Annotated in this window: 18 protein-coding genes; 12 read left to right on the top strand and 6 right to left on the bottom strand. The window is 67.6% G+C overall.

Translation table 11 applies throughout. The features are described 5' to 3' along the window. Positions 1–210: 210 nt before the first annotated feature. The 4 genes from dnaK (at position 211) to AC1D1W_RS06345 (ending at position 4,436) form a co-directional block, all read left to right on the top strand. Positions 211–2,073, top strand: a complete 1,863-nt coding sequence (dnaK, locus tag AC1D1W_RS06360; RefSeq protein ID WP_223915273.1) for a molecular chaperone DnaK — start codon at positions 211–213, stop codon at positions 2,071–2,073. A gap of 2 nt (positions 2,074–2,075) precedes the next feature. Further along, positions 2,076–2,747 (top strand): nucleotide exchange factor GrpE, encoded by a 672-nt coding sequence (locus AC1D1W_RS06355; protein WP_028275424.1) that lies wholly within the window; start codon positions 2,076–2,078, stop codon positions 2,745–2,747. 267 nt (positions 2,748–3,014) lie between these two features. Further along, a complete protein-coding gene (locus AC1D1W_RS06350; protein ID WP_243180598.1) occupies positions 3,015–3,998 on the top strand; it encodes a DnaJ C-terminal domain-containing protein in 984 nt (327 codons plus the stop codon). Positions 3,999–4,013: 15 nt separating this feature from the next. Continuing rightward, complete coding sequence (locus AC1D1W_RS06345; protein ID WP_028275425.1) at positions 4,014–4,436, top strand: heat shock protein transcriptional repressor HspR; 423 nt, start codon at positions 4,014–4,016, stop codon at positions 4,434–4,436. A gap of 114 nt (positions 4,437–4,550) precedes the next feature. Here the strand turns inward: AC1D1W_RS06345 and AC1D1W_RS06340 are convergent, their stop codons facing one another. Continuing rightward, positions 4,551–4,976, bottom strand: coding sequence for a hypothetical protein (locus AC1D1W_RS06340; RefSeq protein ID WP_476943234.1), 426 nt, complete (start codon positions 4,974–4,976; stop codon positions 4,551–4,553). 347 nt (positions 4,977–5,323) lie between these two features. Here AC1D1W_RS06340 and AC1D1W_RS06335 point away from each other — a divergent pair, with 347 nt between their 5' ends. Both AC1D1W_RS06335 and AC1D1W_RS06330 read left to right on the top strand, forming a co-directional pair. After that, positions 5,324–5,722 (top strand): hypothetical protein, encoded by a 399-nt coding sequence (locus AC1D1W_RS06335; protein WP_243180600.1) that lies wholly within the window; start codon positions 5,324–5,326, stop codon positions 5,720–5,722. 91 nt (positions 5,723–5,813) lie between these two features. Then, on the top strand, positions 5,814–7,976 hold the full coding sequence (locus AC1D1W_RS06330; RefSeq protein WP_243180601.1) for an elongation factor G-like protein EF-G2: 2,163 nt from the start codon (positions 5,814–5,816) through the stop codon (positions 7,974–7,976). A gap of 21 nt (positions 7,977–7,997) precedes the next feature. Here the strand turns inward: AC1D1W_RS06330 and AC1D1W_RS06325 are convergent, their stop codons facing one another. Then, positions 7,998–9,407, bottom strand: a complete 1,410-nt coding sequence (locus AC1D1W_RS06325; protein ID WP_243180602.1) for an aldehyde dehydrogenase family protein — start codon at positions 9,405–9,407, stop codon at positions 7,998–8,000. Positions 9,408–9,756: 349 nt separating this feature from the next. On the opposite strand from AC1D1W_RS06325, the gene AC1D1W_RS06320 reads away from it, so the two are divergent. Next, a complete protein-coding gene (locus tag AC1D1W_RS06320) occupies positions 9,757–11,226 on the top strand; it encodes an APC family permease (RefSeq protein ID WP_243180603.1) in 1,470 nt (489 codons plus the stop codon). Between the two features lie 129 nt (positions 11,227–11,355). Here the strand turns inward: AC1D1W_RS06320 and AC1D1W_RS06315 are convergent, their stop codons facing one another. Next, complete coding sequence (locus AC1D1W_RS06315; RefSeq protein WP_476943233.1) at positions 11,356–12,327, bottom strand: AraC-like ligand-binding domain-containing protein; 972 nt, start codon at positions 12,325–12,327, stop codon at positions 11,356–11,358. 126 nt (positions 12,328–12,453) lie between these two features. Next, entirely contained in the window at positions 12,454–13,053 is a 600-nt protein-coding gene (locus AC1D1W_RS06310) for a TetR/AcrR family transcriptional regulator (protein ID WP_476943232.1), read from the bottom strand. A 118-nt stretch (positions 13,054–13,171) separates the two neighbouring features. Between AC1D1W_RS06310 and AC1D1W_RS06305 the strand changes: the two genes are divergently transcribed. Together AC1D1W_RS06305 and AC1D1W_RS06300 are read left to right on the top strand one after the other, a co-directional pair. Further along, positions 13,172–15,133, top strand: a complete 1,962-nt coding sequence (locus tag AC1D1W_RS06305; protein WP_476943231.1) for a primary-amine oxidase — start codon at positions 13,172–13,174, stop codon at positions 15,131–15,133. 9 nt (positions 15,134–15,142) lie between these two features. After that, on the top strand, positions 15,143–15,619 hold the full coding sequence (locus AC1D1W_RS06300) for a hypothetical protein (RefSeq protein WP_243180606.1): 477 nt from the start codon (positions 15,143–15,145) through the stop codon (positions 15,617–15,619). Positions 15,620–15,644: 25 nt separating this feature from the next. Here AC1D1W_RS06300 and AC1D1W_RS06295 read toward each other — a convergent pair whose 3' ends face one another. Beyond that, positions 15,645–19,049, bottom strand: coding sequence for a DEAD/DEAH box helicase (locus tag AC1D1W_RS06295; protein WP_476943230.1), 3,405 nt, complete (start codon positions 19,047–19,049; stop codon positions 15,645–15,647). Between the two features lie 196 nt (positions 19,050–19,245). On the opposite strand from AC1D1W_RS06295, the gene AC1D1W_RS06290 reads away from it, so the two are divergent. Beyond that, positions 19,246–20,190: a DMP19 family protein gene (locus tag AC1D1W_RS06290; protein WP_476943229.1), complete on the top strand. Its 945-nt coding sequence runs from the start codon at positions 19,246–19,248 to the stop codon at positions 20,188–20,190. A 137-nt stretch (positions 20,191–20,327) separates the two neighbouring features. Here AC1D1W_RS06290 and AC1D1W_RS06285 read toward each other — a convergent pair whose 3' ends face one another. Continuing rightward, complete coding sequence (locus AC1D1W_RS06285) at positions 20,328–20,861, bottom strand: COG4315 family predicted lipoprotein (protein WP_476943228.1); 534 nt, start codon at positions 20,859–20,861, stop codon at positions 20,328–20,330. A gap of 186 nt (positions 20,862–21,047) precedes the next feature. On the opposite strand from AC1D1W_RS06285, the gene AC1D1W_RS06280 reads away from it, so the two are divergent. Together AC1D1W_RS06280 and AC1D1W_RS06275 are read left to right on the top strand one after the other, a co-directional pair. After that, positions 21,048–21,557 (top strand): sigma-70 family RNA polymerase sigma factor, encoded by a 510-nt coding sequence (locus tag AC1D1W_RS06280; protein WP_476943227.1) that lies wholly within the window; start codon positions 21,048–21,050, stop codon positions 21,555–21,557. After that, positions 21,554–22,237: an anti-sigma factor family protein gene (locus tag AC1D1W_RS06275; protein ID WP_243180610.1), complete on the top strand. Its 684-nt coding sequence runs from the start codon at positions 21,554–21,556 to the stop codon at positions 22,235–22,237. The genes AC1D1W_RS06280 and AC1D1W_RS06275 overlap by 4 nt, the downstream gene beginning before the upstream one ends. Positions 22,238–22,286 lie beyond the last annotated feature (49 nt).

Here is a 22,286-nt window from a genome sequence, read left to right as displayed (position 1 = left end):
GGCGGCGGGGAGCTGCCTCGGGCAGGACGGGAAAGCAAAGTTGAGTCGACTTCGCTCAACTTTAAATTGACTTATGTCCCCCTCTGGGTAAAGTTGAGTGTAGATCGCTCAATAACGGTCGGACCCGTTGCGGTTAGAGCCCTTGCGGTTAGAGTCACTGCGGGTCCGCGGCCATCTCCGCAAGATTCCTAGGAAGTAAGGAAACAATCCATGTCACGTGCAGTAGGTATTGACCTCGGAACCACTAACTCCGTCGTCTCCGTTCTCGAAGGTGGCGAGCCCACCGTCATTGCCAACGCCGAGGGTGGCCGCACCACGCCGTCGGTTGTTGCCTTCTCCAAGTCCGGCGAGGTCCTGGTCGGCGAGATCGCCAAGCGCCAGGCCGTCAACAACATTGACCGCACCATCGCGTCCGTCAAGCGCCACATGGGCACTGACTGGACCGTCGCCATTGACGACAAGAAGTACACGGCGCAGGAAATTTCCGCCCGTATCCTCATGAAGCTTAAGAACGACGCCGAGTCCTACCTCGGTGAAAAGGTCACCGACGCCGTCGTCACCGTGCCGGCCTACTTCAACGACGCCCAGCGCCAGGCCACCAAGGAGGCCGGAGAAATCGCCGGCCTGAACGTCCTGCGCATCGTCAACGAGCCCACCGCGGCCGCCCTGGCCTACGGCCTGGACAAGGGCAAGGAAGACGAACTCATCCTGGTCTTCGACCTCGGCGGCGGAACCTTCGACGTCTCCCTCCTGGAGGTCGGCAAGGATGAGGACAACTTCTCCACCATCCAGGTCCGCGCCACCGCCGGTGACAACCACCTCGGCGGCGACGACTGGGACCAGCGCGTCGTTGAATACCTGCTGAACCAGCTCAAGGTCAAAGGCATCGACCTCACGAAGGACAAGATCGCCCTGCAGCGTCTCCGCGAAGCCGCGGAGCAGGCCAAGAAGGAACTCTCCTCCTCCTCCAGCACCAACGTTTCCCTCCAGTACCTGTCCGTCACCCCCGACGGCCCGGTCCACCTGGACGAGCAGCTGACCCGCGCCAAGTTCCAGGACCTCACCAAGGACCTGCTGGACCGCACCAAGAAGCCGTTCCAGGACGTCATCAAGGAAGCCGGCATCAAGCTCTCCGAGATCGACCACATCGTGCTCGTCGGCGGTTCCACCCGCATGCCGGCCGTCTACGACCTCGTCAAGGAACTGGCCGGCGGCAAGGAGCCCAACAAGGGCGTCAACCCCGATGAGGTCGTCGCCGTCGGCGCCGCCCTGCAGGCCGGTGTCCTCAAGGGCGAGCGCAAGGACGTGCTCCTGATCGACGTCACCCCGTTGTCCCTGGGCATCGAAACCAAGGGCGGCATCATGACGCACCTGATCGAGCGCAACACCGCCATCCCCACCAAGCGGAGCGAAACCTTCACCACCGCGGATGACAACCAGCCGTCCGTGGCCATCCAGGTCTTCCAGGGCGAGCGTGAGTTCACCCGCGACAACAAGCCGCTGGGCACCTTCGAACTGACCGGCATCGCCCCGGCCCCCCGCGGCGTCCCGCAGGTCGAGGTCACCTTCGACATCGACGCCAACGGCATCGTGCACGTTTCGGCGAAGGACAAGGGCACCGGCAAGGAACAGTCCATGACCATCACCGGCGGCACCGCGCTGTCCAAGGAAGACATCGACCGCATGGTCCACGACGCCGAAGAGCACGCAGCCGAGGACAAGGCCCGCCGCGAGGCCACCGACACCCGCAACACGGCCGAACAGCTCGCGTACTCCGTGGACAAGCTGATCGCGGACAACGCCGACAAGCTGCCCGAAGAGGTCAAGACCGAGGTCAAGGCCGACGTCGACGCGCTCAAGAAAGCCCTCGAAGGCACCGATGACGCCGCCGTGAAGACCGCGTTCGAGAAGCTGCAGGCTTCCCAGAGCAAGCTCGGCGAAGCCATCTATGCCCACGCCGGATCCCCCGACGGCGCCACCGGCGCGGAGGGTGCCCCCGCGGGCGAGCAGGCAGCCGGTTCCGATGAGGACATCGTCGACGCCGAAATCGTTGACGAAGACGAGAAGAAGTAATCATGCCGCACCACGGTAACGAAGAAGAGCACGGTTCTTCCGAGAGCCGGCGCGACGCGGAACAGCAGGAGAACGAGCCGCAGAAGCCGGTGATCCACGACAACCGCAAGGTTGATCCGAAGACCGGCCAGGCCCGCCACCCCGGCCAGGATCACGCCGCTGCCGCGGCAGACTCCGGGGACGCCCTGTCCCAGGCAGAGGACATCCTCAACAGTGTTGAGGTGCCCGCCGCGGAATCTGTAGCCCAGGGCGTTGACGCGGCCGCGGCGGAGGAGCTCAGGAATGACCTCCGCCGGCTGCAGGCCGAGTACGTCAACTACCGCAAGCGGGTCGAACGCGACCGGGCCGTGGCGGGGGAGATGGCCGTCATCGGCGTCCTGAACTCCCTGCTCCCGGTGCTGGACGACGTCGACGCCGCCCGCCAGCACGGCGACCTCGCGGACGGCCCCTTCGCCGCGATCGCCGCCAAACTGGAGGCTGCGCTGAAGACGTACGGACTGGTCCGCATCGATGAGACCGGCGTGGAGTTCGATCCGACCATCCACGAGGCCCTCATCCAGCAGCCCGGCACGGATATCGAAATCGACACCGTCAGCCAGGTGCTGCGCTCGGGCTACAAGTCCGGCGACCGCGTCCTCCGCGCGGCCCAGGTGATCGTGGCGGTACCGGCGTAGGTTGCCTCTGGCGCTCCGCCGGATAGGGGGCGGTGCCCGCTTCGCGGTGCCCTCCACACCGCCGCCCCCTATCCGGCCTCCGCGCCAGCGTGTTGCTCGCCTAAAGTGAGTTGAGAAACAGCGCGAAGCAGATGATGGGCCCCGGGAGTGGCATCGGGCCTGTCGGAGCGTGGTGGCTTGGTCCGTCAGGACCAGGCCACCACGCGAAGGGGCGGGGGCCCATCATCTGCGAAACGCACTCTGCACGACTTTTGAAAGGAAACGCCATTGGCTAGCCAGGACTGGGTGGACAAGGACTTCTACAAGATCCTTGGTGTCGCCAAGGACGCTTCCGACGCCGACATCAAGAAGGCCTACCGCAAACTTGCCCGGCAGCACCACCCGGACACCAACGCGGGGAACGTCGCGTCGGAGAAGAAGTTCAAGGACATCTCCGAGGCCTATTCCGTGCTCTCGGACCCCGATGAGCGCCAGCAGTACGACGCCATCCGGGCCATGGGCGGCGGCGCACGCTTTGCCCCCGGCGGAAGCGGCGGGGCCGGCGGCGGAGCTGGCTTCGAGGACCTCTTCGGCGGCCTCTTTACCGGCGGCGGAGGCCGCCACTCCGGCGGCTACAGCACGGCCGGCGGCATTCCGCCCGAGTTCGCAGATCTCTTCGGCGGCGGCGGATTCGGCGGCGGGGGCCAGTCCTTCCAACGGGCTCCGCAGAAGGGCTCGGACCGCACCGCGTCGACCTCGATCTCATTCGGCGGATCCATCCGCGGCACCACGATCGGCCTGCGTGAACCGGACGGCGAGATCATCGACGTCCGCATCCCGGCCGGCATCAAGGACGGACAAAAGGTCCGCGTCCGCGGCAAGGGGCAGTACGCCCCCGCCGGCAACGGCGACCTCATGGTCACCGTCTCGGTAAAGCCGCACGAATTCTACGTCCGCGACGGCGACAACCTCCGGATCCACGTCCCGGTCTCCTTCCCGGAGGCGGCCCTGGGCGCCGACATCGAGGTTCCGACGATCGACGGCGACACGGTCAAGGTCAGGGTTCCGGCAGGGACGCCCTCGGGCAGGACCCTGCGTGTCAAGGGCCGCGGCGTCAAGCACGCCAAAGCCACCGGCGATCTGCTGGTGACGATCGACGTCGCTGTTCCACGGAAGCTGAACAAGGAAGCGGAGGAGGCCGTGAAGGCCTTCGCCACGGCCACCGCCAATGAGGACGTCCGCGCGGGCCTGACAGCCAAGGCCCGGCTCTAGGAACGGGATCCAGCCATGGCCATCGACTTCGACCAGCCGATCTTCGTCATCTCCGTTGCCGCGGAACTGGCGGACATGCACCCGCAGACGCTGCGCCAGTACGACCGGCTGGGCATCGTTTCGCCCAGCCGTGCCCCGGGCAAGTCGCGGCGTTACTCGCAGCGGGATGTGAACATGCTCCGCGAGGTCCAGCGGCTCTCCCAGGAGGGGGTCTCGCTCGAGGGCATCAAGCGGATCCTGCAGCTGGAGAACCAGGTGGCCGCCCTGCAGCGCCGGGTCGGCGAACTGACTGAGGAGCTGGGCCGGCGCCGCCAAGGGGCCGATTCGCGGATCTTCGCCGCAGGAACCGCCGGCGACGTCGTCAGCCTGGCCCGCGGCAAGCGTCCGCAGGCGCGGTCGCAGGCGCTGGTGGTGTGGCGGCCGAGGGGCATGGGCTAGGACTCATCGGCCAGGACACGCAGCTGGGCCCGGGACCAGTGGTCCCGGGCCCAGCTGTTGTTGCGTCCTGTTGTTGCGTCCTGTTGTTCCGTCCGGTGGGGGGGCTGCCGTGGCCTACTTGCTGGCGGCGATGAGCTGGTCGACGGCGGCGCGTTCGCGGTTTCCCCAGGTTTCCCTGGTGAGCAGGGCGGCGATGAGTCCGATGGCTCCGCAGGCCATGTAGACGATTGCCACGCCGCTCCAGCTCCAGGCCGCGGCCGTGGCTGCTGCGATGAGGGGGATGAAGCCGGAGATTGCGGCCGAGAACTGGTATCCGATGGATGCCCCGGAGGTCCGGGTGTTGGCGGGGGACAGCTCGGAGAACCAGGCGCCCTGGGCGCCGGCGAGCATGTCGCGCAGGATCGGCAACCCGATGATATATACGAGGATCACCATGAACGGGACGCCCGTGTTGACCACATTCTTGATGACGGTCAGGAGCGGATTCTTGACGAGTTCGCCCTTGGCTTGGTGCCGGGCAGGTGTGCCGACCAGGAGCAACGGAGCAAGAAGTCTGTTTTTTGCCCGATCAGCCGGCCGGCGGGCTGTGGAGCGAATCCGCCGGGGCAAGTAGCGGCAGGAGCGAACCGAGTACACCGGAACGCAATCAGGTACCCGACCATCCGATAGTCGGGTACCTCATTTGCGTGACTTCATGCCCATTCCGCGCGTTGAATTGGAGTGTCAGAAAAGGCTGGCATGACACGCCTACAGCTCCTACGGGAAGCCCGGGCGCGGAGCCAGCGCAGGAGCAGCGTAGACGCCGGGGGGCATCGCATGCATGATTCAACCGAGTATGATCCGTCCACTGCCGATTCTTCACGGCCGGCTGCTTTGACGGGCACGCCGTGAGCCCGGGGCTCCAGGCGGCCGTGCTGTTTGCCGGCTCCCTGCCGGGGCACATCCTGATGTCCCTGGGGCAGGCCCTGGTGGTCGTCTGCCTGTGCTTCGACTTCGTACGCGCGGTCTCCGTGCCGCGATCCCGCAGCCGGTACGTCGCCAACACGTGGTTCCGGACACTTGCGCTGCCTTCCATCCTGGTCATGGCGATCAGCGTGCTCCTCGATGCCGCCTCCGGCTCTTGGCCCGAGGTCGCGGCCGGGGTGTTCGTCATGGTCGCTGTGATCTTCCGGTGGCACTATGGCAGCGACGAGGACAGCTGGTGGAAGGGCAAAGGCAAGGCCCTGGGCCGTTGGCTCCGGAACCGGGCAGCCTCCGGGTCCCTGGTTGCTCCGGCCACGGCCTGAAAAAGACCTTGCTGTCCGGGCGTCCCAGGGTGTCCAATCCTTAACACAAGGCCCTGCAGGGCACGAGTGGATGCGACGCCGGGAGGTTCTCATGCCATCGAAAGGCGCCAAGACGCAGTCAAGGGGACCGGTCCGGGGTACGTCTGACCTCCGGCGGGCAGACGCCAACGGCGTCGCGCCGCCGGAACAGCCGGACAAGGTCCGCAATGTGGCACTCGTGGGGCATTCCGGTTCCGGAAAAACGATGCTCACCGAGGCACTGCTTGCCGCCACCGGAGCCATCACCCGCAAGGGCTCGATCGCCGAGGGCACTACGGTGAGCGACTCGGATCCTTCCGCCATCGCGCAGCAGCGCTCCGTGGCGCTCGCGGTGGTGCCGGTGATGGTGGGGGACATCAAGGTCAACCTCCTGGACACTCCGGGCTATACGGATTTCATCGGCGAGCTGAGGGCAGGGCTCCGGGCGGCGGATGCGGCGCTGTTCGTCGTCTCGGCCACCGACGATGTCGACGCAGCGACCACGGCGCTTTGGAGCGAGTGCCAGCGGCTCGGGATGCCGCGGGCCGTGGTCATCAGCCGCCTGGACCATCCGCGCGCGGATTTCGACGCCGCCATCGCCCGCTGCCGCCTGGCATTCGGCGACTCCATCCTTCCGCTCTACCTGCCGGTCCCCGCCGACGGTCCCGTCACCGGGCTGCTGGGACTGCTGACCGGCACGGTCTCCGACTACAGTGATGCGGAACCGGCGCCGGCCACCCGGGCCGCGACTGGCGTCGAACTCGCCGCCGCGGAGTCCGCACGGGGCGCGCTGATCGAAGGGATCATTGCCGAGAGCGAAGACGAGACGCTCATGGACCGCTACCTCGGAGGCGAGGAAATCGCCCCCGACGTCCTGATCACCGATCTTGAGACGGCGGTGGCCCGCGGGTCCTTCCATCCGGTGCTGCCGGCCTCGGCGGAGTCCGGACTCGGCCTGTCGGAACTGCTCGAGGTCCTGGTGCGTGCGTTTCCGACGCCGGGGGAGCGCGACGTCCCCGCAGCGACCGACCTCGACGGGGTGCCCGCCGGGGCGCTCGGCTGCGACCCCGACGGCCCGCTGCTCGGTGAAGTGGTCCGTACGACGATCGACCCGTTCCTTGGCCGCGTCTGCCTGGTGCGCGTCTTCTCCGGCGTGGTGCGGGAGGACGCCGCCATCCATGTGGGCGGCCGCGGAATGGCCGACCGCGGCCACGAGGACCACGACAGCGACGAGCGGGTCACCCACCTCTACTCGCCGCTGGGATCAGGACTGCGGCCAGTGCCGTTCTGCGTCGCGGGGGATATCTGCGCGCTGACCAAGCTGGGCACCGCCGAGACCGGCGACACGATTTCGGCCAAGGAGCTGCCGCTGCTGGTGGCCGCCTGGGACATGCCGGACCCGCTTATGCCGGTCGCCATCGAAGCCGCCACGCACGGCGACGAGGACGCCTTGGCCAGGAACCTGGGGAAGGTCACGGCCGGGGACCCGACGCTGCGGGTGGAACGCAACTCCGAAACCCACCAGCTGATCCTGTGGTGCATGGGCGAGGCGCACGCCGACGTCGTCTTGGGCAGGCTGCGGGACCAGGGCGTGAACCTGCAGAGCGTCCCGGTCATCACGCCGCTGCGGGAGACGTTTGCCGCGCCGGCCGCCGGGCACGGGCGCTACGTCAAACAATCCGGCGGCCACGGCCAGTACGCGGTGTGCGACATCGAGGTGGAACCGCTTGACCGTGGCGGCGGGTTCGAGTTTGTCGACAAGACCGTTGGCGGCGTGATTCCCGGGCCGTTCATCACCTCGGTGGAAAAGGGCGTGCGGGCCCAGATGCAGAAAGGCGTCTCGGCCGGGTTCCCGGTAGTGGATATCAAGGTAACGCTGATCGGCGGCAAGACGCACAGCGTGGATTCCTCCGATGCTGCCTTCCAGGCGGCCGGGGCGCTGGCTCTCCGGGAGGCGGCCGGGGCAACCCGCATCCAGTTCCTGGAACCGGTCTCGTCCGTGACCATCAGCGTTTCGGAGGACCATGTGGGCGCCGTGATGAGCGACTTGTCCTCCCGGCGGGCACGCCTGACCGGAACCACCTCCGCCGGCGCCGACGGCACCGAGATCAGCGCCGAGGTGCCGGACCAGGAACTGTTGCGGTACGCGGTGGAGTTGCGGGCCCTGACCGCCGGCAGCGGCCGGTTCCGGCGCAGCTACCTGCGGCACGAACCAGTGCCGCAGGCGCTGCGCTGATGGCCCCTGCTAAATGCAGCGTCAGCCGTTGATGACCTGCGGAACGCCGAGGGCCTTGAGGCCTTCGACACCGAATTCGAGTCCGTAGCCGGACTGCTTCGCGCCACCGAACGGGATGCGGGGGTCCACGGCGCCGTGCTTGTTGATCCAGACGGTGCCGGCCTCGAGCCGGGCCGCCACCTTGCGGGCTTCGGCGGGGTCGGAGGACCAGACCGAGGCGCCGAGGCCGACGTCGACGGCGTTGGCCATTACGATGGCCTCGTCCACGGTGCCGTAGCGGATGATCGGCAGGGCGGGGCCGAACTGCTCCTCCGCGACCAGCGGGTTGCTGTTGGCGATGTCAGCGACCAGGGTGGCGGGGTAGAAGTTCCCGGGCTGGTCGTTCTCCGGGTTGCCGCCGAGCAGGATCCTGGCGCCGGAGTCGCGGGCTGCCCCGACGAGGCCGGCGACGATGTCGAACTGCTGGCGGTTCTGCAGCGGGCCCAGGACGTTGGCCTCGTCGAGTCCGTTGCCCATGGGCATGGCCCGGGCGACGGTGGTGAGTTCCTCGCAGACGGCGTCATAGATGTCGGCGTGGACGTAGAGGCGCTTGAGCGCCGCGCAGGTCTGGCCGGTGTTGATGAAGGCGCCCCAGAACAGGCCCTCGGCGATCGCCTTCGGGTCGGCGTCGGGCAGGACAATGCCGGCGTCGTTGCCGCCGAGCTCCAGGGTGAGGCGTTTGACGGTGTCGGCGGAGGATTTGATGATGGCCTTGCCGGTGGCGGTGGAGCCGGTGAACATGATCTTGCCGATCGTGGGGTGTCCGGCCAGGGCCTCGCCCACGTCACGGCCGCCGGAGACCGCCGTGAGGAGGCCTTCGGGGAGTTCCTGGTTGAGGACTTCGACGAGGGCAAGGACGGACAGCGGGGTGTATTCGGACGGCTTGATGACGACGGCGTTGCCCATGCGCAGGGCTGGGGCGAGCTGCCAGACGGTGATCATCATGGGCCAGTTCCAGGGGCCGATCGCGCCGACGACGCCGATGGGCCGGTAGTGCAGTTCGGCGCGGGTTTCGCCGTCGTCCACCACGGTTTCGGGGTCCAGGGGCGTGCCGGCGGCGACGCGGAGCCAGGCGGCGCAGGCGCCGACCTCAAAGCGGGCGTTCGGGCCGTTCAGCGGTTTGCCCTGCTCGCGGGAGAGCAGGCGGGCGAGTTCCTCGGCGGAGCGTTCGACGGCGTCGGCGGCCTTGAGCAGCGCGGCGGACCGGGCGTCGTGGCCCAGTGCAGCCCAGGCCGGCTGCGCGGCGGCTGCGGCGGCGATGGCGGCTTCGAGGTCCTGAACGGTGTGGACCGGTGCTTCGCCGACCGGCTGTCCGGTGGCCGGGTCAAAGATCGTGCGGGTTTCCCCGGCCACCGGGGTGATCGAGGCGAGTAGGGCGTCGTAGGTTTCCATGGGGGTACTCCACATCGAGTAGGTCAGAGAACGCGGCCGGTGCGGCCTAAGAGTGCTGTTTCAAGCGTGCTCCGGCGAGGGGCCGAGGGGCTTGTCTATCCGCGAAGAGCTGTTGTGCGGGAGCGAACGGAACACCGAAAGCAATTTCCCGAGGCTGCGGACCGGAGGGCGTCCGGCCGGCCGTGCAGGCGGCGACGGCCCTGGTGCTGACTACGCTCAGGAACAACAACCGGTCGCTCAGCGACAAAAGCGTGACGGGCGCCACCTGCCATGCTGGATTTCACGGTGCAACGCACCCCCATTTCCCAGACCGCCGTTCCCCAGACTCATGACCGTTAAGAAGGATCCGATGAGTATTTCAAATTCAGATTCCCGGACCGCAGAATCCAGCCCCCGCACGGAGCACTCCACCGCGCTGCGTGCCGGCAGCGTCGGCGTCATGGGCATTCTTTTCTTTGTTTTGTCAGCCCAGGCGCCGTTGACCGGAATCGTCGGGGCATCACCGCTGGCCGCAGCGCTCGGCAACGGCGCCGGCGCCCCCGGCGCGTATCTGGTGGTGGGCATCGTCATCGTGATCTTCGCGGTCGGCTTCGTGGCCATGAGCCGGAAGATCCAGGCCAACGGCGCCTTCTACGCCTATGTCACCGCCGCCTTCGGACGCAAGGTTGGCGCGGGAGCGGCGTGGCTCGCGCTCCTCGCGTACAGCACGGTCCAGGCCGCGATGTATGGATTGTACGGCGCGGCGTTCTCGGGCCTCCTCGGATCTGCCGGGATCGTGGTCCCTTGGTGGCTTCTGGCCGCCATCACCATGGCGGGCGTGCAGGTGCTGGGCTCCCTCAACATCGAACTCGGGGCGAGGGTCCTGGCGGTGCTCGTGGGCCTGGAGGTCGCCATCCTGCTCATGTTCGGGTTCACCGTGCTGTTGCGGGGCGGCGGGCCGGAGGGGATCAGCCTGGCGGCGTCCTTCTCTCCCGCGGCGATCGGCGCAGGAGCCCCGGGCGTTGCCATCATGTTCGCCGTCGCCTCCATGTTCGGCTTCGAATCAACGGCCATCTACTCGGCCGAGGCCAAGGACGCCCACCGCACCGTAGCCCGGGCCACGTACCTCTCGGTAGTCGTCATCGCGGTCTTCTTCTCCTTCATTTCTTGGATGCTGGTCAGCTACTACGGACCCTCGCATGTCATCGACGCCGCGGGCGCGGCCCTCGAATCGGGCGATTCCACCGCGTTCGTGCTGACGCCGATGGTGGAGCTGTTCGGGCCGTGGGCCGGAACGGTCACCGGCATGCTGCTCGTGACCTCCCTGCTGGCCGGCATCATCGCCTTCCACAACGGCATCAACCGCTACCTCCATTCGCTGGCCCTGCGCGGGTCGATGCCCCGCGGAGTGGCCCGGACCAACCGGCACAAGGCGCCCGCCGTCGCTGCACGGATCCAGACCGTGGTCGCCTTCCTGCTCGTGGCGCCGTTCGCGGTGCTGTCCCTGGATCCTGTCCTCACCCTCTTTTCCTGGTTCAGCGGGCTGGCCGTGGCCGCGCTCCTGGTGCTCTACATGCTCTGTTCGCTGGCCGTCGTCGCGTACTTCCGGCGGGAAAGGGTGCCCGGCCAGCTCTGGCAGACCGCGGTGGCACCGGTGCTCGCCACCCTGCTGCTTGGCTGGGTCCTGTCCCTCGTCATCATCAACTTCACCGCTCTGATCGGCGGCAGTGCCGAAACGGCCGTGGGCCTGCTGCTGACCGTACCCATAGTGTTTACCGCCGGTGTGCTGGTGGAAATTGCCGTGGAGGGCAGGGCCGCGCGCGCAGGGGTCACTGTCTGACGGGCGGCGGTGGGCATCAGCAGTGGGGACAGATCCGGCACCGCCCCCTCTGCCTTTGTAGTTTCCGCGGCGCCGACAACGGCGGTGCTGACGACAGCAGGTGCTCTCGGCAGGGGGTGAAGGCCAGGCTCAGGCGCCGCGCCGCCAGTCACTGGGGGACTCACCGAAGGCATCCCGGAAGGAGCGGCTGAAATGGGCCGCATCCAGGAAGCCCCAGCGCGCGGCCACGGCTCCGACCGGCATTCCGGCCAGGAGCGGATCGCGCAGTTCGCGGCGCGCCCCCTCCAGCCGCTGGGTCCGGATCCAGCTCGCCACGGTGGTCCCGGATTCATGGAAGACGTTGTGCAGGTGCCGGGTGGAGATGAAATGGGCCGCCGCGATGGACGCCGGTGACAGCATTGGATCGGCCAGGTGGGCATCGATGTACTCGCGGACGGATGCCGCCAACAGGGCCTGGGGTTTCATGCGGTCGGGGGACATGTCCAGTTCCGAATGCAGCATCGTGGAGACGAGATCAAGGGCGTTGGTGGCCAGCCGCGATCCGCTGGGGCCGCTCAGCGCCTCCAGGTTCTCAGCGAGGTGGGCAATGAACGGCCCGACGATGGCGGCGAGGCCCCCGTCGGAGGCCAAACGCACGGCCGAAAGCTGTGCGATGCACTCCGGCGGCAGGGACAGTGCGTCCCAGGGAAACATCAGCACCATGAGCCGTGCGTCGCCCTCGAAGGCAAGCGTGTAGGGGCGGCTGGTGTCATAGATGGAGAGATCTCCCGGATGCAGGACTGCCTCGCGGTTGTCCTGGATGAGGAGCCCGGTGCCCTGCAGCTGGAGGTTGAGCTTGAAATAGCGCTGGTTGGACTGCGCAATCAGCGCCGGTGTGCGGTGGACCTCATGGCTTGTGGAGGAGACCTCGACGAGTGCCATGCGGTCCAGCCTGCGGGCCCGTAAGCGGCCGTGGAAGTTGTCCGCATTTGCTCTCGAGGCGGCCAGGGGAACGAAGGATTCCGCGACGAGGTGCCGCCAGTGGTCGAAGGATTCTGCCGTGCTGGTTCGGACGTCCTGTCCCGTGGGACCGAGCGAGGGGCGGGCTGCAACTGCGGTCATAGGAGATCCTGACGCCGTCGTATTTCTGGGAGTGTGTCATGGGACACAGTCCTTTCAGGGTAGCGCCGCAGCCCGCCGCTGTCATCTTTTTTCGACAACCGGCGAAAAAAGATCGCCCGGGCCCAATTACCGGGCCTGGCAGCCCAGCAGGGTCAGGAAGCCCTCCAGCTGCTCGTTCAGCCCGAGTTCCACCTGGCCTTCCGGGGTGAGTGCCGCCGTAATCTGCGCGCCGAGCAGGAGGTTGAGCAGCTGCCCGGCCAGGGCGGCGTCGTCGACGGCGGTGGTGACGGCGCCGGCCTGCCGCGCCTCGGCAAGGAACCGCCGCATCGCCGCAAGCCACTGCTCCATCGAATCCCGGTGGATCCGGGCCTTGCCGGGGTCGTTGATGGCCTTCTGCCAGAACGGGATGACAATCCGGGCCTCATTGATCCGCTCCTCATCCAGCGGCAGCACCTCGACGCAAAACGACCGCAGGGCCGCCAGCCCGGCCTGCCCGGCGGTGACACCTGCGATACGCTCGTTGGTGCGGTTGAAGACGTGCCCGAACGCGAAAGTCAGCAGGTCATCCTTGGTGGGGAAGTACGGCTTGAGGGCGCCGTTCGCGAATCCTGCCTCGAGGGCAATTTCCCGCATGGTGGCACTTTCAATCCCGAGCCGGGCGATGATCCGCCACGTGGCGTCGACGAGTTCAAGCCGCCGCTGGTCGTGGTCGACAATCTTTGGCACCGGACAGCTCCCCAAATATTTTTCGTCGGACTCTTGTGGCACAGCTTACATTTCCGTATTCTCTACAACTATAGAAAATAAAGTTCTGACCCGCCAAGGTCACCGAACGAAGGCCGTCATGATGACCGCACAAACTGACACCCGCACCTCGTTTAGTCCGTACAGCCGCTACAGCCTGGCCACGGGCGCCGAAATCACCGCGGTCCAGGGCATCCTGCGTGCCGCGGGACTGCTGGGCGAGACCCGGCGCATCGCGTACCTCGGTCTGCTGGACCCCGCCCGGAACGCGCCGGCCGAAAGTGAGGACCGGCGGTTCCGGGTCTTCCTGCACGATGCCGCAGGGGGAAGGCCGGCCGATGTGACCGTTTCGGTCTCCAGCGGCACGGTGGTTTCCGCCGTCGAGCTGGACACGGCGGTGACCGGCGAGCTCCCGGTTCTGGAGGAGGAATTCGAAGTCGTCGAACAGCTCCTGGCCACGGACGAGCGCTGGCTCAAGGCCCTCGCCAGCCGCGGTCTGGACGTCAGCAAGGTCCGCGTTGCCCCGCTGTCCGCCGGCGTCTTCGAGTACCCGGAGGAAAGGGGCCGCCGGATCCTTCGGGGTCTGGCCTTCGTGCAGGATTTCCCCGAGGACAGCGCCTGGGCGCACCCGGTGGACGGGCTCGTGGCATATGTCGACGTCGTGAGCCAGGAAGTGACGCAGGTGCTGGACACCGGCGCCGTCCCGATTCCCGCGGAGCACGGCAACTACACCGATCCGGAGCTCACCGGCCCGATGCGCACCACGCAGAAGCCGATCAACATCACGCAGCCGGACGGGCCCAGCTTCACGGTCACCGGCGGCAACCACGTTGAATGGGAAAAGTGGAGTGTCGACGTCGGCTTCGACGTCCGCGAGGGGGTGGTGCTGCACAACCTTGCCTTCCAGGACGGCGACCGCCTGCGTCCCATCATCAACCGCGCATCCATCGCCGAAATGGTGGTCCCGTACGGGGACCCGTCGCCGATCCGGTCGTGGCAGAACTACTTCGACACCGGCGAATACCTCGTGGGCCAGTACGCCAACTCCCTGGAACTGGGCTGCGACTGCCTGGGCGAGATCACCTACCTCAGCCCCGTCATCAGTGACGCCTTCGGCAACCCCCGCGAGATCCGCAACGGCATCTGCATGCACGAGGAAGACTGGGGGATCCTGGCCAAGCACAGCGACCTCTGGACGGGCATCAACTACACCCGCCGCAACCGCCGCCTGGTGATCTCGTTCTTCACCACCATCGGCAACTACGACTACGGCTTCTACTGGTACCTCTACCTCGACGGCACCATCGAGTTCGAGGCCAAGGCCACCGGCGTCGTCTTCACCTCCGCCTACCCCGAAGGCGGCTCGGCCAACATCTCCCAGCTCGCCCCGGGCTTGGGCGCGCCGTACCACCAGCACCTGTTCAGCGCCCGTCTCGATATGGCGGTCGACGGCCTCACCAACCGGGTCGAAGAAGAAGACGTGGTCCGCCAGGGAATGGGCGAGGGCAACGAACGCGGCAACGCGTTCTCCCGGAAGCGGACTGTCCTGGCGCGCGAGTCGGAAGCCGTCCGGGAAGCCGACGCGCGCAGCGGCCGGACCTGGATCATTTCCAACCCGGAATCACGCAACCGCTTGGGCGAACCCGTGGGCTACAAGCTGCATGCCCAGGGCCAGCCCACTCTCCTGGCAGATCCGGAGTCCTCCATCGCCAGGCGCGCGGCCTTTGCCACGAAGGACCTGTGGGTCACCCGGTTCGCGGAGGAGGAGCGGTACCCCACGGGGGACTTCGTCAACCAGCACGCCGGGGGAGCAGGCCTGCCGGCCTACATTGCCCAGGACCGCGACATCGACGGCCAGGACATCGTGGTGTGGCACACCTTCGGCCTGACCCACTTCCCCCGGATCGAGGACTGGCCCATCATGCCGGTGGACACGGTCGGCTTCAAGCTCCGCCCCGAGGGCTTCTTCGACCGGAGCCCCGTGCTGGACGTGCCGGCCAACGCTCAACAGTCCTCAAGCTGCCATGGCGAGGGCGACGCCGGCGCACACTGCCACAGCTAGGCCGGCGCCGTGAGTGTCGCAGCCAGCTTGGGCCGCCGGGCCGGCCTCGCCGGCGTCGTCTTCCATTCCCGGATCTGCGCCGCCGTGACCGCGGCGTCGTGCCTCGCGCATCTGTGGCTGGCCGCCGGGAACCAGCACGGGACCTGGCTGAACGTGCTCATGCTCGCCATGGTGGCAGTGTGCCTGCCGTGCGCCGTGCACATCTGGCGCCACGGCAGGCACAGGGCCCTTCGCCAGGTGATGGCCGCGGCGCTGGCCATGACCGCGGTGCACGCGGTCCTGCTCCTCGGCACGGGAGCCGGCGGCACGGGCCACAGTCACCATGTGAGCACTGCGGCAGCAGGGGCCGGCGCGGCGCCGTCGGGATCCGGGGCGCTGCTGGCAGTCATCGCGCTGGAAATGACGACGGCGCTGCTCGCCGCGACGCTGCTGGCCCGGCTGCGGGCGGAGCCCCGGTCGGCCGTATCAGGGTTGAAGCGCGGCTAAAGCGCAGCTTCCGGGTTGGTCAGCGTCAGTCGTTGAACAGCCCCGCCAGGTCTTCCGCCGTCAGGGCGCCGCCGGTGAGTGCGTCGCCTTCCATGACGTCGGCGAAGAGCTGCGACTTCTTCGCTTTGAGCGCCATGACCTTCTCCTCGATCGTGTCCTTGGCGACCAGCCGGTAGACCATGACGTTCCGGGCCTGGCCGATCCGGTGGGTCCGGTCCACGGCCTGGGCCTCCGATGCCGGGTTCCACCACGGGTCCAGCAGGAACACGTAGTCGGCCTCGGTGAGGTTCAGGCCGAAGCCGCCGGCCTTGAGGCTGATGAGGAACACCGGCGCGGCGCCGTTCTTGAACTCGTTCACGACGTCGGTGCGGTTGCGTGTGCCGCCGTCGAGGTAGCAGAACTCGATGTTCTCTTCGACCAGCCGCTCCCGGACCTTGCCCAGGAAACCGGTGAACTGGCTGAAGATCAAGGCTCTGTGCCCTTCGGCCACCAGGTCCGCGAGCTGCTCGAAGAGGACATCGAGCTTGCTGGAACGCACCCCGGACAGGGAGGGATCGATCAGCGAGGGGTCCAGGCTCAGCTGCCGGAGCAGGGTCAGCGACTGGAAGATGGTGAACCTGTTCTTGTTGACGTCCTCAATCAGGCCCAGGATCTTTTGGCGCTCCCGCTGCAGGTGGGTCTGGTAGACCTTCTGGTGCCGCGGGTTCAGCACGACTTCCAGGATCTGCTCCTGCTTGGGCGGCAGGTCACTGATGACCTGTTCCTTGGTGCGCCGCATCATGAGCGGCCGGACGCGCCGCCGGAGCTTGTCCAGCTGCCCCTTGTCGCCGTTCTTCTCCACCGGCTTCTGGTAATACTCGGCGAACCGTTTGGGGCTGGAAAAGAGCCCGGGAGCCACGATCGAGGTCAGTGCCCAGAACTCCATCAGGTTGTTCTCCAGCGGCGTGCCGGTGATGGCGAGTTTGAAGGCGGCGGGCAGTTTGCGGGCGCACTGGTAGGCCTTGGACTGGTGGTTCTTGACGAACTGCGCCTCGTCCAGGACCAGGCCGGCCCAGGTCTGGGAGGTGTAGGCCTCGTAGTCGATGCGGAAGAGGGCGTAGGAGGTGATGATGATGTCCGCGCCGGCCATCGCCTCGGCCGGGTGCGTGCCGCTCTTGGCGAAGGTTTCGCCGATGGCGCGCACGTTGAGCCCGGGAGCGAACCGAGCCGTCTCCGCCTCCCAGTTGCCCACCACGGAAGTGGGGGCGACGACAAGGAACGGGGCGGTCCCGGACCCGGTTCCGGCTTCATCTCCTGCGGCGGCGTCTTTTGCGGCGCAGATCAGGGCGAGGGCCTGGACGGTCTTGCCCAGGCCCATGTCATCGGCCAGCACGCCGCCGAGGCCGTGGCGGTACAGGAAGCTCAGCCAGTTGAAGCCCTCCAGCTGGTACGGGCGCAGCTCGGCGTTCAGCGACCCGGGCAGGGGAAGGCCCTTGATGCCGCCTTCAAGTAGACCGCCCACGGACTCACGCCACGCCGCGGCCTGTTCATCCACGATGCCCAGGTGTGCGAGCTCGTCCCACAGCCCGGCCTGGAAGCGGCTGATCTGCAGCGGGGCGTCCTTGTCGCCGGGGTTGTCCTGCAGGGAGCGGGCCTCGTCGATCAGGGCCCGCAGCTGGTGCAGCTCCGGCAGGTCCAGCGCGAAGTACGCCCCGCTGGGGAGCAGCATGCGGGTCTGGCCGGCGGCGAGGGCGGAAAACAATGCCGCGAAGGAAACCGGCTGGCCCTCCAGGGTGATGACGATGCCCAGATCGAACCAGTCGCGGCTGTCCGTCGCCTTCGTGGAGATCGCCACCACCGGGGCTTCTTCGGCTTCGCGGTAGTCCGCCATCTCGCCGGAGGTATCCACGGAGACATCGCGGAGTTCGCGGAGCCGGGGAAGCACGTCCTCGGTGAAGGCGAGCGTGTCCAGTCCGGCCAGTTCTGCCGTGGCCGCCAGGCGCGGCGTGCCCCAGCCGCCCGTCGCGGATTCGCCCAGTGCCGGCACCACATCCCAGGGCTGCCCGACCGCCTCGAGGATGCGCGCCTCGGCCGGGTCGTCCCGGTAGCCGTGATCGCCGGGGTGCCGCCACAGCGGCTGCGCCGTGACGAGGTTTCCGGACGTGTAGTGCCATTCCCAATGCAGCCGGACCCGGTGGTCGGCCCCGTAATTGGCCAGCAGGGACAGGGTGGGGACGGCGAGCGTGGGCAGTTCCACCGACTCGTCGGAGGCGGTAACCCGGGCGGTTTGCTTGAGCTTGGGGTAAAAGCCGGTCAGGAAGCGGCTTTCGTCCCGTGCGGGGATGTGCAGGGTTGTCCCGCCCGTGACGAAGGTCAGCAGTTCCTCGCTGAGACCGCTTTCCAGCGGGGCGAGGGTGATGACGGGGTCCGCGGGGGCGGTACCGGGCAGGGCGCCGCCGTCGGACGCCAGGAAGATTCCGTGCGCCGGGCGGCCGATGGTCCCGACCGACGCCGGATCCACCACCTCACCTTCGACCGTGATGGTCGGCGCGAGCTCGAGACCGCCGTCGTCCCCGCCGGTGCCGATGCGCGCCAGGTTCAGCCCGACGGCGGCAGGCTGCTCGACCAGCCGCACCGGCTCCGTGCCGCGGCTGTGCACCAGGGCGACGCCGATTTTCTGGGCCTGGGACAGCAGGCTCCACAGGTTCTTGCCGGCGTAGGTGTTCAGCCCCAGCCACAGTCCGGTGCCGGAGTGCTGCCGGTTTGCCACAGCGGTGTGCGAGGCGAGGAATTCCTGCATCCACTCGACGTGCGCCTCGTTGCATTCGCGCCGGTAGTTCAGGTAGCTCAGCGTGCTCCAGGAGACGTCGCCGCGGATCCACTTGCCCTTGGCGCCCATGATGACGGGGCGTGCCTTGAGCTGGCGGACGCTGCGGAGCGGATCGCGGCGGCCCGTGTAGGAAAAGTGCGGGGCGGGTTCCTCGATGTCGAACTGGAGCGCCAGCGGGGTGCCGTTGGCGGACGGCGTGATCCCCGGGTGGGCGATCAGGGGGCCAAGGGCCTGCTCCCAGTCGGCCATTTCCGGTGGCGCGCTTTGGCGGGACAGCCGCGTGCCCTCGGCGGGGGCCAGCAGCTGCATCCTGGTGGCGGGGTTGTCTTCGGCCGCGAAGAGCAGGGCCGCCACGTGCTTGCAGTCCTTGCGGACCGGGCAGCTGCAGACGCCCACCGTGCAGCTCCAGCCGCCTGCCTTCCGGACCAGCTTCGCCGTCGTGGAATAGGGCACGTCGGAACCGCCCCGCACCTTGCCCAGCAGCAGGCCTGTGGCGGCGTCGAAAGAGATCCCGGAAACGCGGCTCCCCATGGCGTAAGCGAGCCCGGCCGCGAGGGAGCGGTCGTTGATCGCGGGAGTCTGTATTGCCAGTGCCGCACTCTCGTCCGGATGGGATGGCATGTGCGCGCTACTTTCGGCAGGTAATCATCTGATCCATCTTACCGAGCCTTCGCAGGCCCCGGAACTTCGCCGCCGCCCGCACAAGCGCCGCCTAAACTTCGCCGGACGTTCAACCGGGGCTCGGCCGCCCGCCGTGACGACGGACCTACCGTGGAGAGGTCCGGAGTATCAGCAGCGCCAGCAGTAAGGATTCCGCATGACCCACAGTGAGCCCACCATCCAGTCCGCCCACAGCTACCCCACCGTGCTGACCACCGAAAGCCTCAACGGCGGAAACGGGGACGTTGTCGACGCGAACGTCAACGTGGTCAACGCCATGTTCGAGGAGTTGCTGGACACGGAAGAGATCTCCCCGGCCGCGCTGCGCGGTTACTACGTGGACTTCTACCTGACGCAGGCGCTGGCCGGCGGCTTCGCGCAGTACGTGTTCACCGCGCCCGAACGCGAGGAAGTCGACCCCTACGTCCGGGAAGGCCTGGAGGCCATGGGTGCCGCCGCGCACCTGGACCTCTTCAACCGCACGGTAGCCGCCTTCGGCGCCCTGACCGACGCCGACGTCGACAGCTACCTCGACGGCGGCAGCGGCTGGGCCGCCGGAAGCGCAGAGGAAGACGAACCCGGCGACGGGGTCTCCGACGCTGTTCGGCGCATCGAAGAACTGGACGGGGAATTCGAGTCGATCCTCGCAACGGAGGACATCGCCGCGCTGAATGCCGCGTGGCTGCGCGGCCAGGAGGACTTGCTGATCCTTTCCGACGACGACCTCGACGCCCACATTGCCGGGCGGGTGGCCCGGCTTTCCGACCTCGCGGAGCGCCAGGCGGCAGCCGCCGAGGAAGCGCTTCTGGACGCGCCGGAGTTCGAGCAGATCATCCGCGAGCTGTGCGGCCTCGCGGGCCACAGCCTGGTGCGGATCACCATGGGCGATCCGAATTATGAGCACAACGGGGAGACCACCCTGGCCTGGCACTTCACCACGGAGCAGGGCGAATTCCTCATGCTGGAGGACGACGACGAGGCTTTCATGCTCAATCCGCGGACCCAGGAAATCCTCGCGGCTGTGGAGTTCGAAGAGGCTGTGGAGTTCGAAGGGGCTGTTGACTTTGAAGGGTCGGCGGAGTTCGAAAAGGCACGCCCGTAGGCGGCCTTCCACGACAGTTTTCCGGTACGACCGGCGCCTGCCCCCAAATGCAGGCGCCGGCCGTGCCGTGTTGAGCAACCCGTGCCGACTAACTCTGGCCCGGCCGACCGGGCCCGGCGGATCCGCGGCCGGTGAGCCTACCCGGCCGGCGGTGCTGTGATCATTTCCCCCGAGGGTGACACGAGGAACCAGACCCCGCCAACGCCCTGGCCGTTGATGTCCCCCGCGGCCTGATCCTTGGAGTAGTAGTAGATCGGCATCCCGTTGATGGTCACCTGCATCTTTCCGTCAGCCGTGGGAATGGTTCCGACCTTGCCGGTGACACCGTTAACTGTGGGAGTCGCCGTCGTCGACGTGACAGCGGGCCACGAGGTCAGGCACGCGCCGGTGCAGACGCTGTTCCCGGAATCCTTCGTGTTCTTGGCGAAGAAATAGACGCTCAGTCCCTGGTCGGCCACCACGATCTGGCCCGTCTTGGAGTCGGCCACCGAGAGCACCGCGGCGGACATGGACGACGGCGCGGAACTGGCCGGCGCGCTCGTGGCGGTCTCTGCGGGGGCGGAGGTGGCCGGTGCCGCCGACGTCGGCGTCGTGGTCGTTCCGCCGCCGCAGCCGGACAGGAGGGCGGCCAGAGCGAACGCGGACAAGCCAATGCTGAGATGCTTCTTCATTTGCTGCTCCTAGACTCGAGCCAGCCCAACTCGGAGGCCGGCGCTACGAGATACGACGCCATGGAGAGCGGAATGGTTCATGGCGGAACCGACATGTCCGTGTCGGGCTGTCCTGGGGCACACTGAACTATTGGGCCTGCCCCTACGTCGTAAAAGGGCAGGGCACCAATTTCCGGGAGGTGGACAATGCCGCTGGACGAAGACGTCGTGGCTGCGATCTACCGCGACCACGGTGCGGCCCTGAAACGCTTTGTCCTCAGCGTCTCCCGGGATCCTCAGCTCGCCGACGACGTCGTCCAGGAAACGGTGCTGCGGGTCTGGCAGCAGGCGCCGCAGATCACGGGCAGCCTGCGCAGCTACCTGTTCCGGACGGCCCGCAACATCATGATCGACAATTACCGCAAAGCCCAAAGGCGGCCGCAGGAAGCCGGCGACCGCGATGTCCAGGCCCTCCCGGAAGGCGGCGTCGGCGCCGGGCGCATCGACGAGCTGCTCAACAAGGTGCTGATGGAAGAGGCGTTGCTGCGGCTCAGCGCGGAACACCGCGAAGTCCTTGTTGCGCTCCACTACCGCCGCTACACAGTCCAGGAGGCATCCGCCCAATTGAAGATCCCCAGCGGCACGGTGAAGTCCCGGGCGTTCTACGCCGTCCGGGCCCTACGGACGATCCTCGACGAGATGGGGGTGCAGCAGTGAACGGGACCGAGTTGCATCACTTCCTCGGCGCGTACCTGCTCGGCGGGCTGGAGCCGGCCGAAGCCGCGGCCTTCGAGCAGCATCTTGCGGTGTGCGCCCACTGCCGCCAGGAGCTGGACGAACTTGCCAGCCTCCCCGCGCTGCTGGACGCGATCCCGGTGTCCGACGCCGTCGCGCTCACCGCCGCGGCGGCGGCCGCCCGGGACCGCGCGCTGGTCCCGCCGGAACCCGAACCTGTCCCAAGCCGGCTCCTGGACGAGCTCGCCGCCCGACGCCGGAAGGTGCGGCGCCGGTGGACGTCGGCGGTGGCCGCGGCGGCCGCCGCATGCCTGGGGCTGGGGATCTTGGCCGGTCCGCTGCTGAACCAACCCGCCAAACCGGACGCGAGCTATTCCGTTGCGGCCAGCAGCGGGTTGGAAGTCACGGTGGGGCTCGTCAAGAAAACCTGGGGCACCGAACTGGCGGTGGACGGCCGCAGCCTGCCCGTCGCCGGGACCCTCTCACTCTGGGTAAAGGACCGTGACGGCGGCGTGGACCGCGCCTGCGCGTGGACGGCCACGCCCACCGGCAGAGTCCGGATCACCGGGGCGACGCCGGTGCAGCTGGCCAGGATCGCCAGTGTCGAGATGCGCGATGAGCAGCAGCAGACCGTTGCTGTCATCGCCGTGCCCCAGGGGTAGCCCACTCCTGGGGCGCGGCGGTCCGTTCGGTCCGGGAGCCGGCAACGGG

This window comes from Arthrobacter sp. P1_B4 (assembly GCF_056406555.1).
This window is presented reverse-complemented; position numbering and strand designations above follow the sequence as displayed.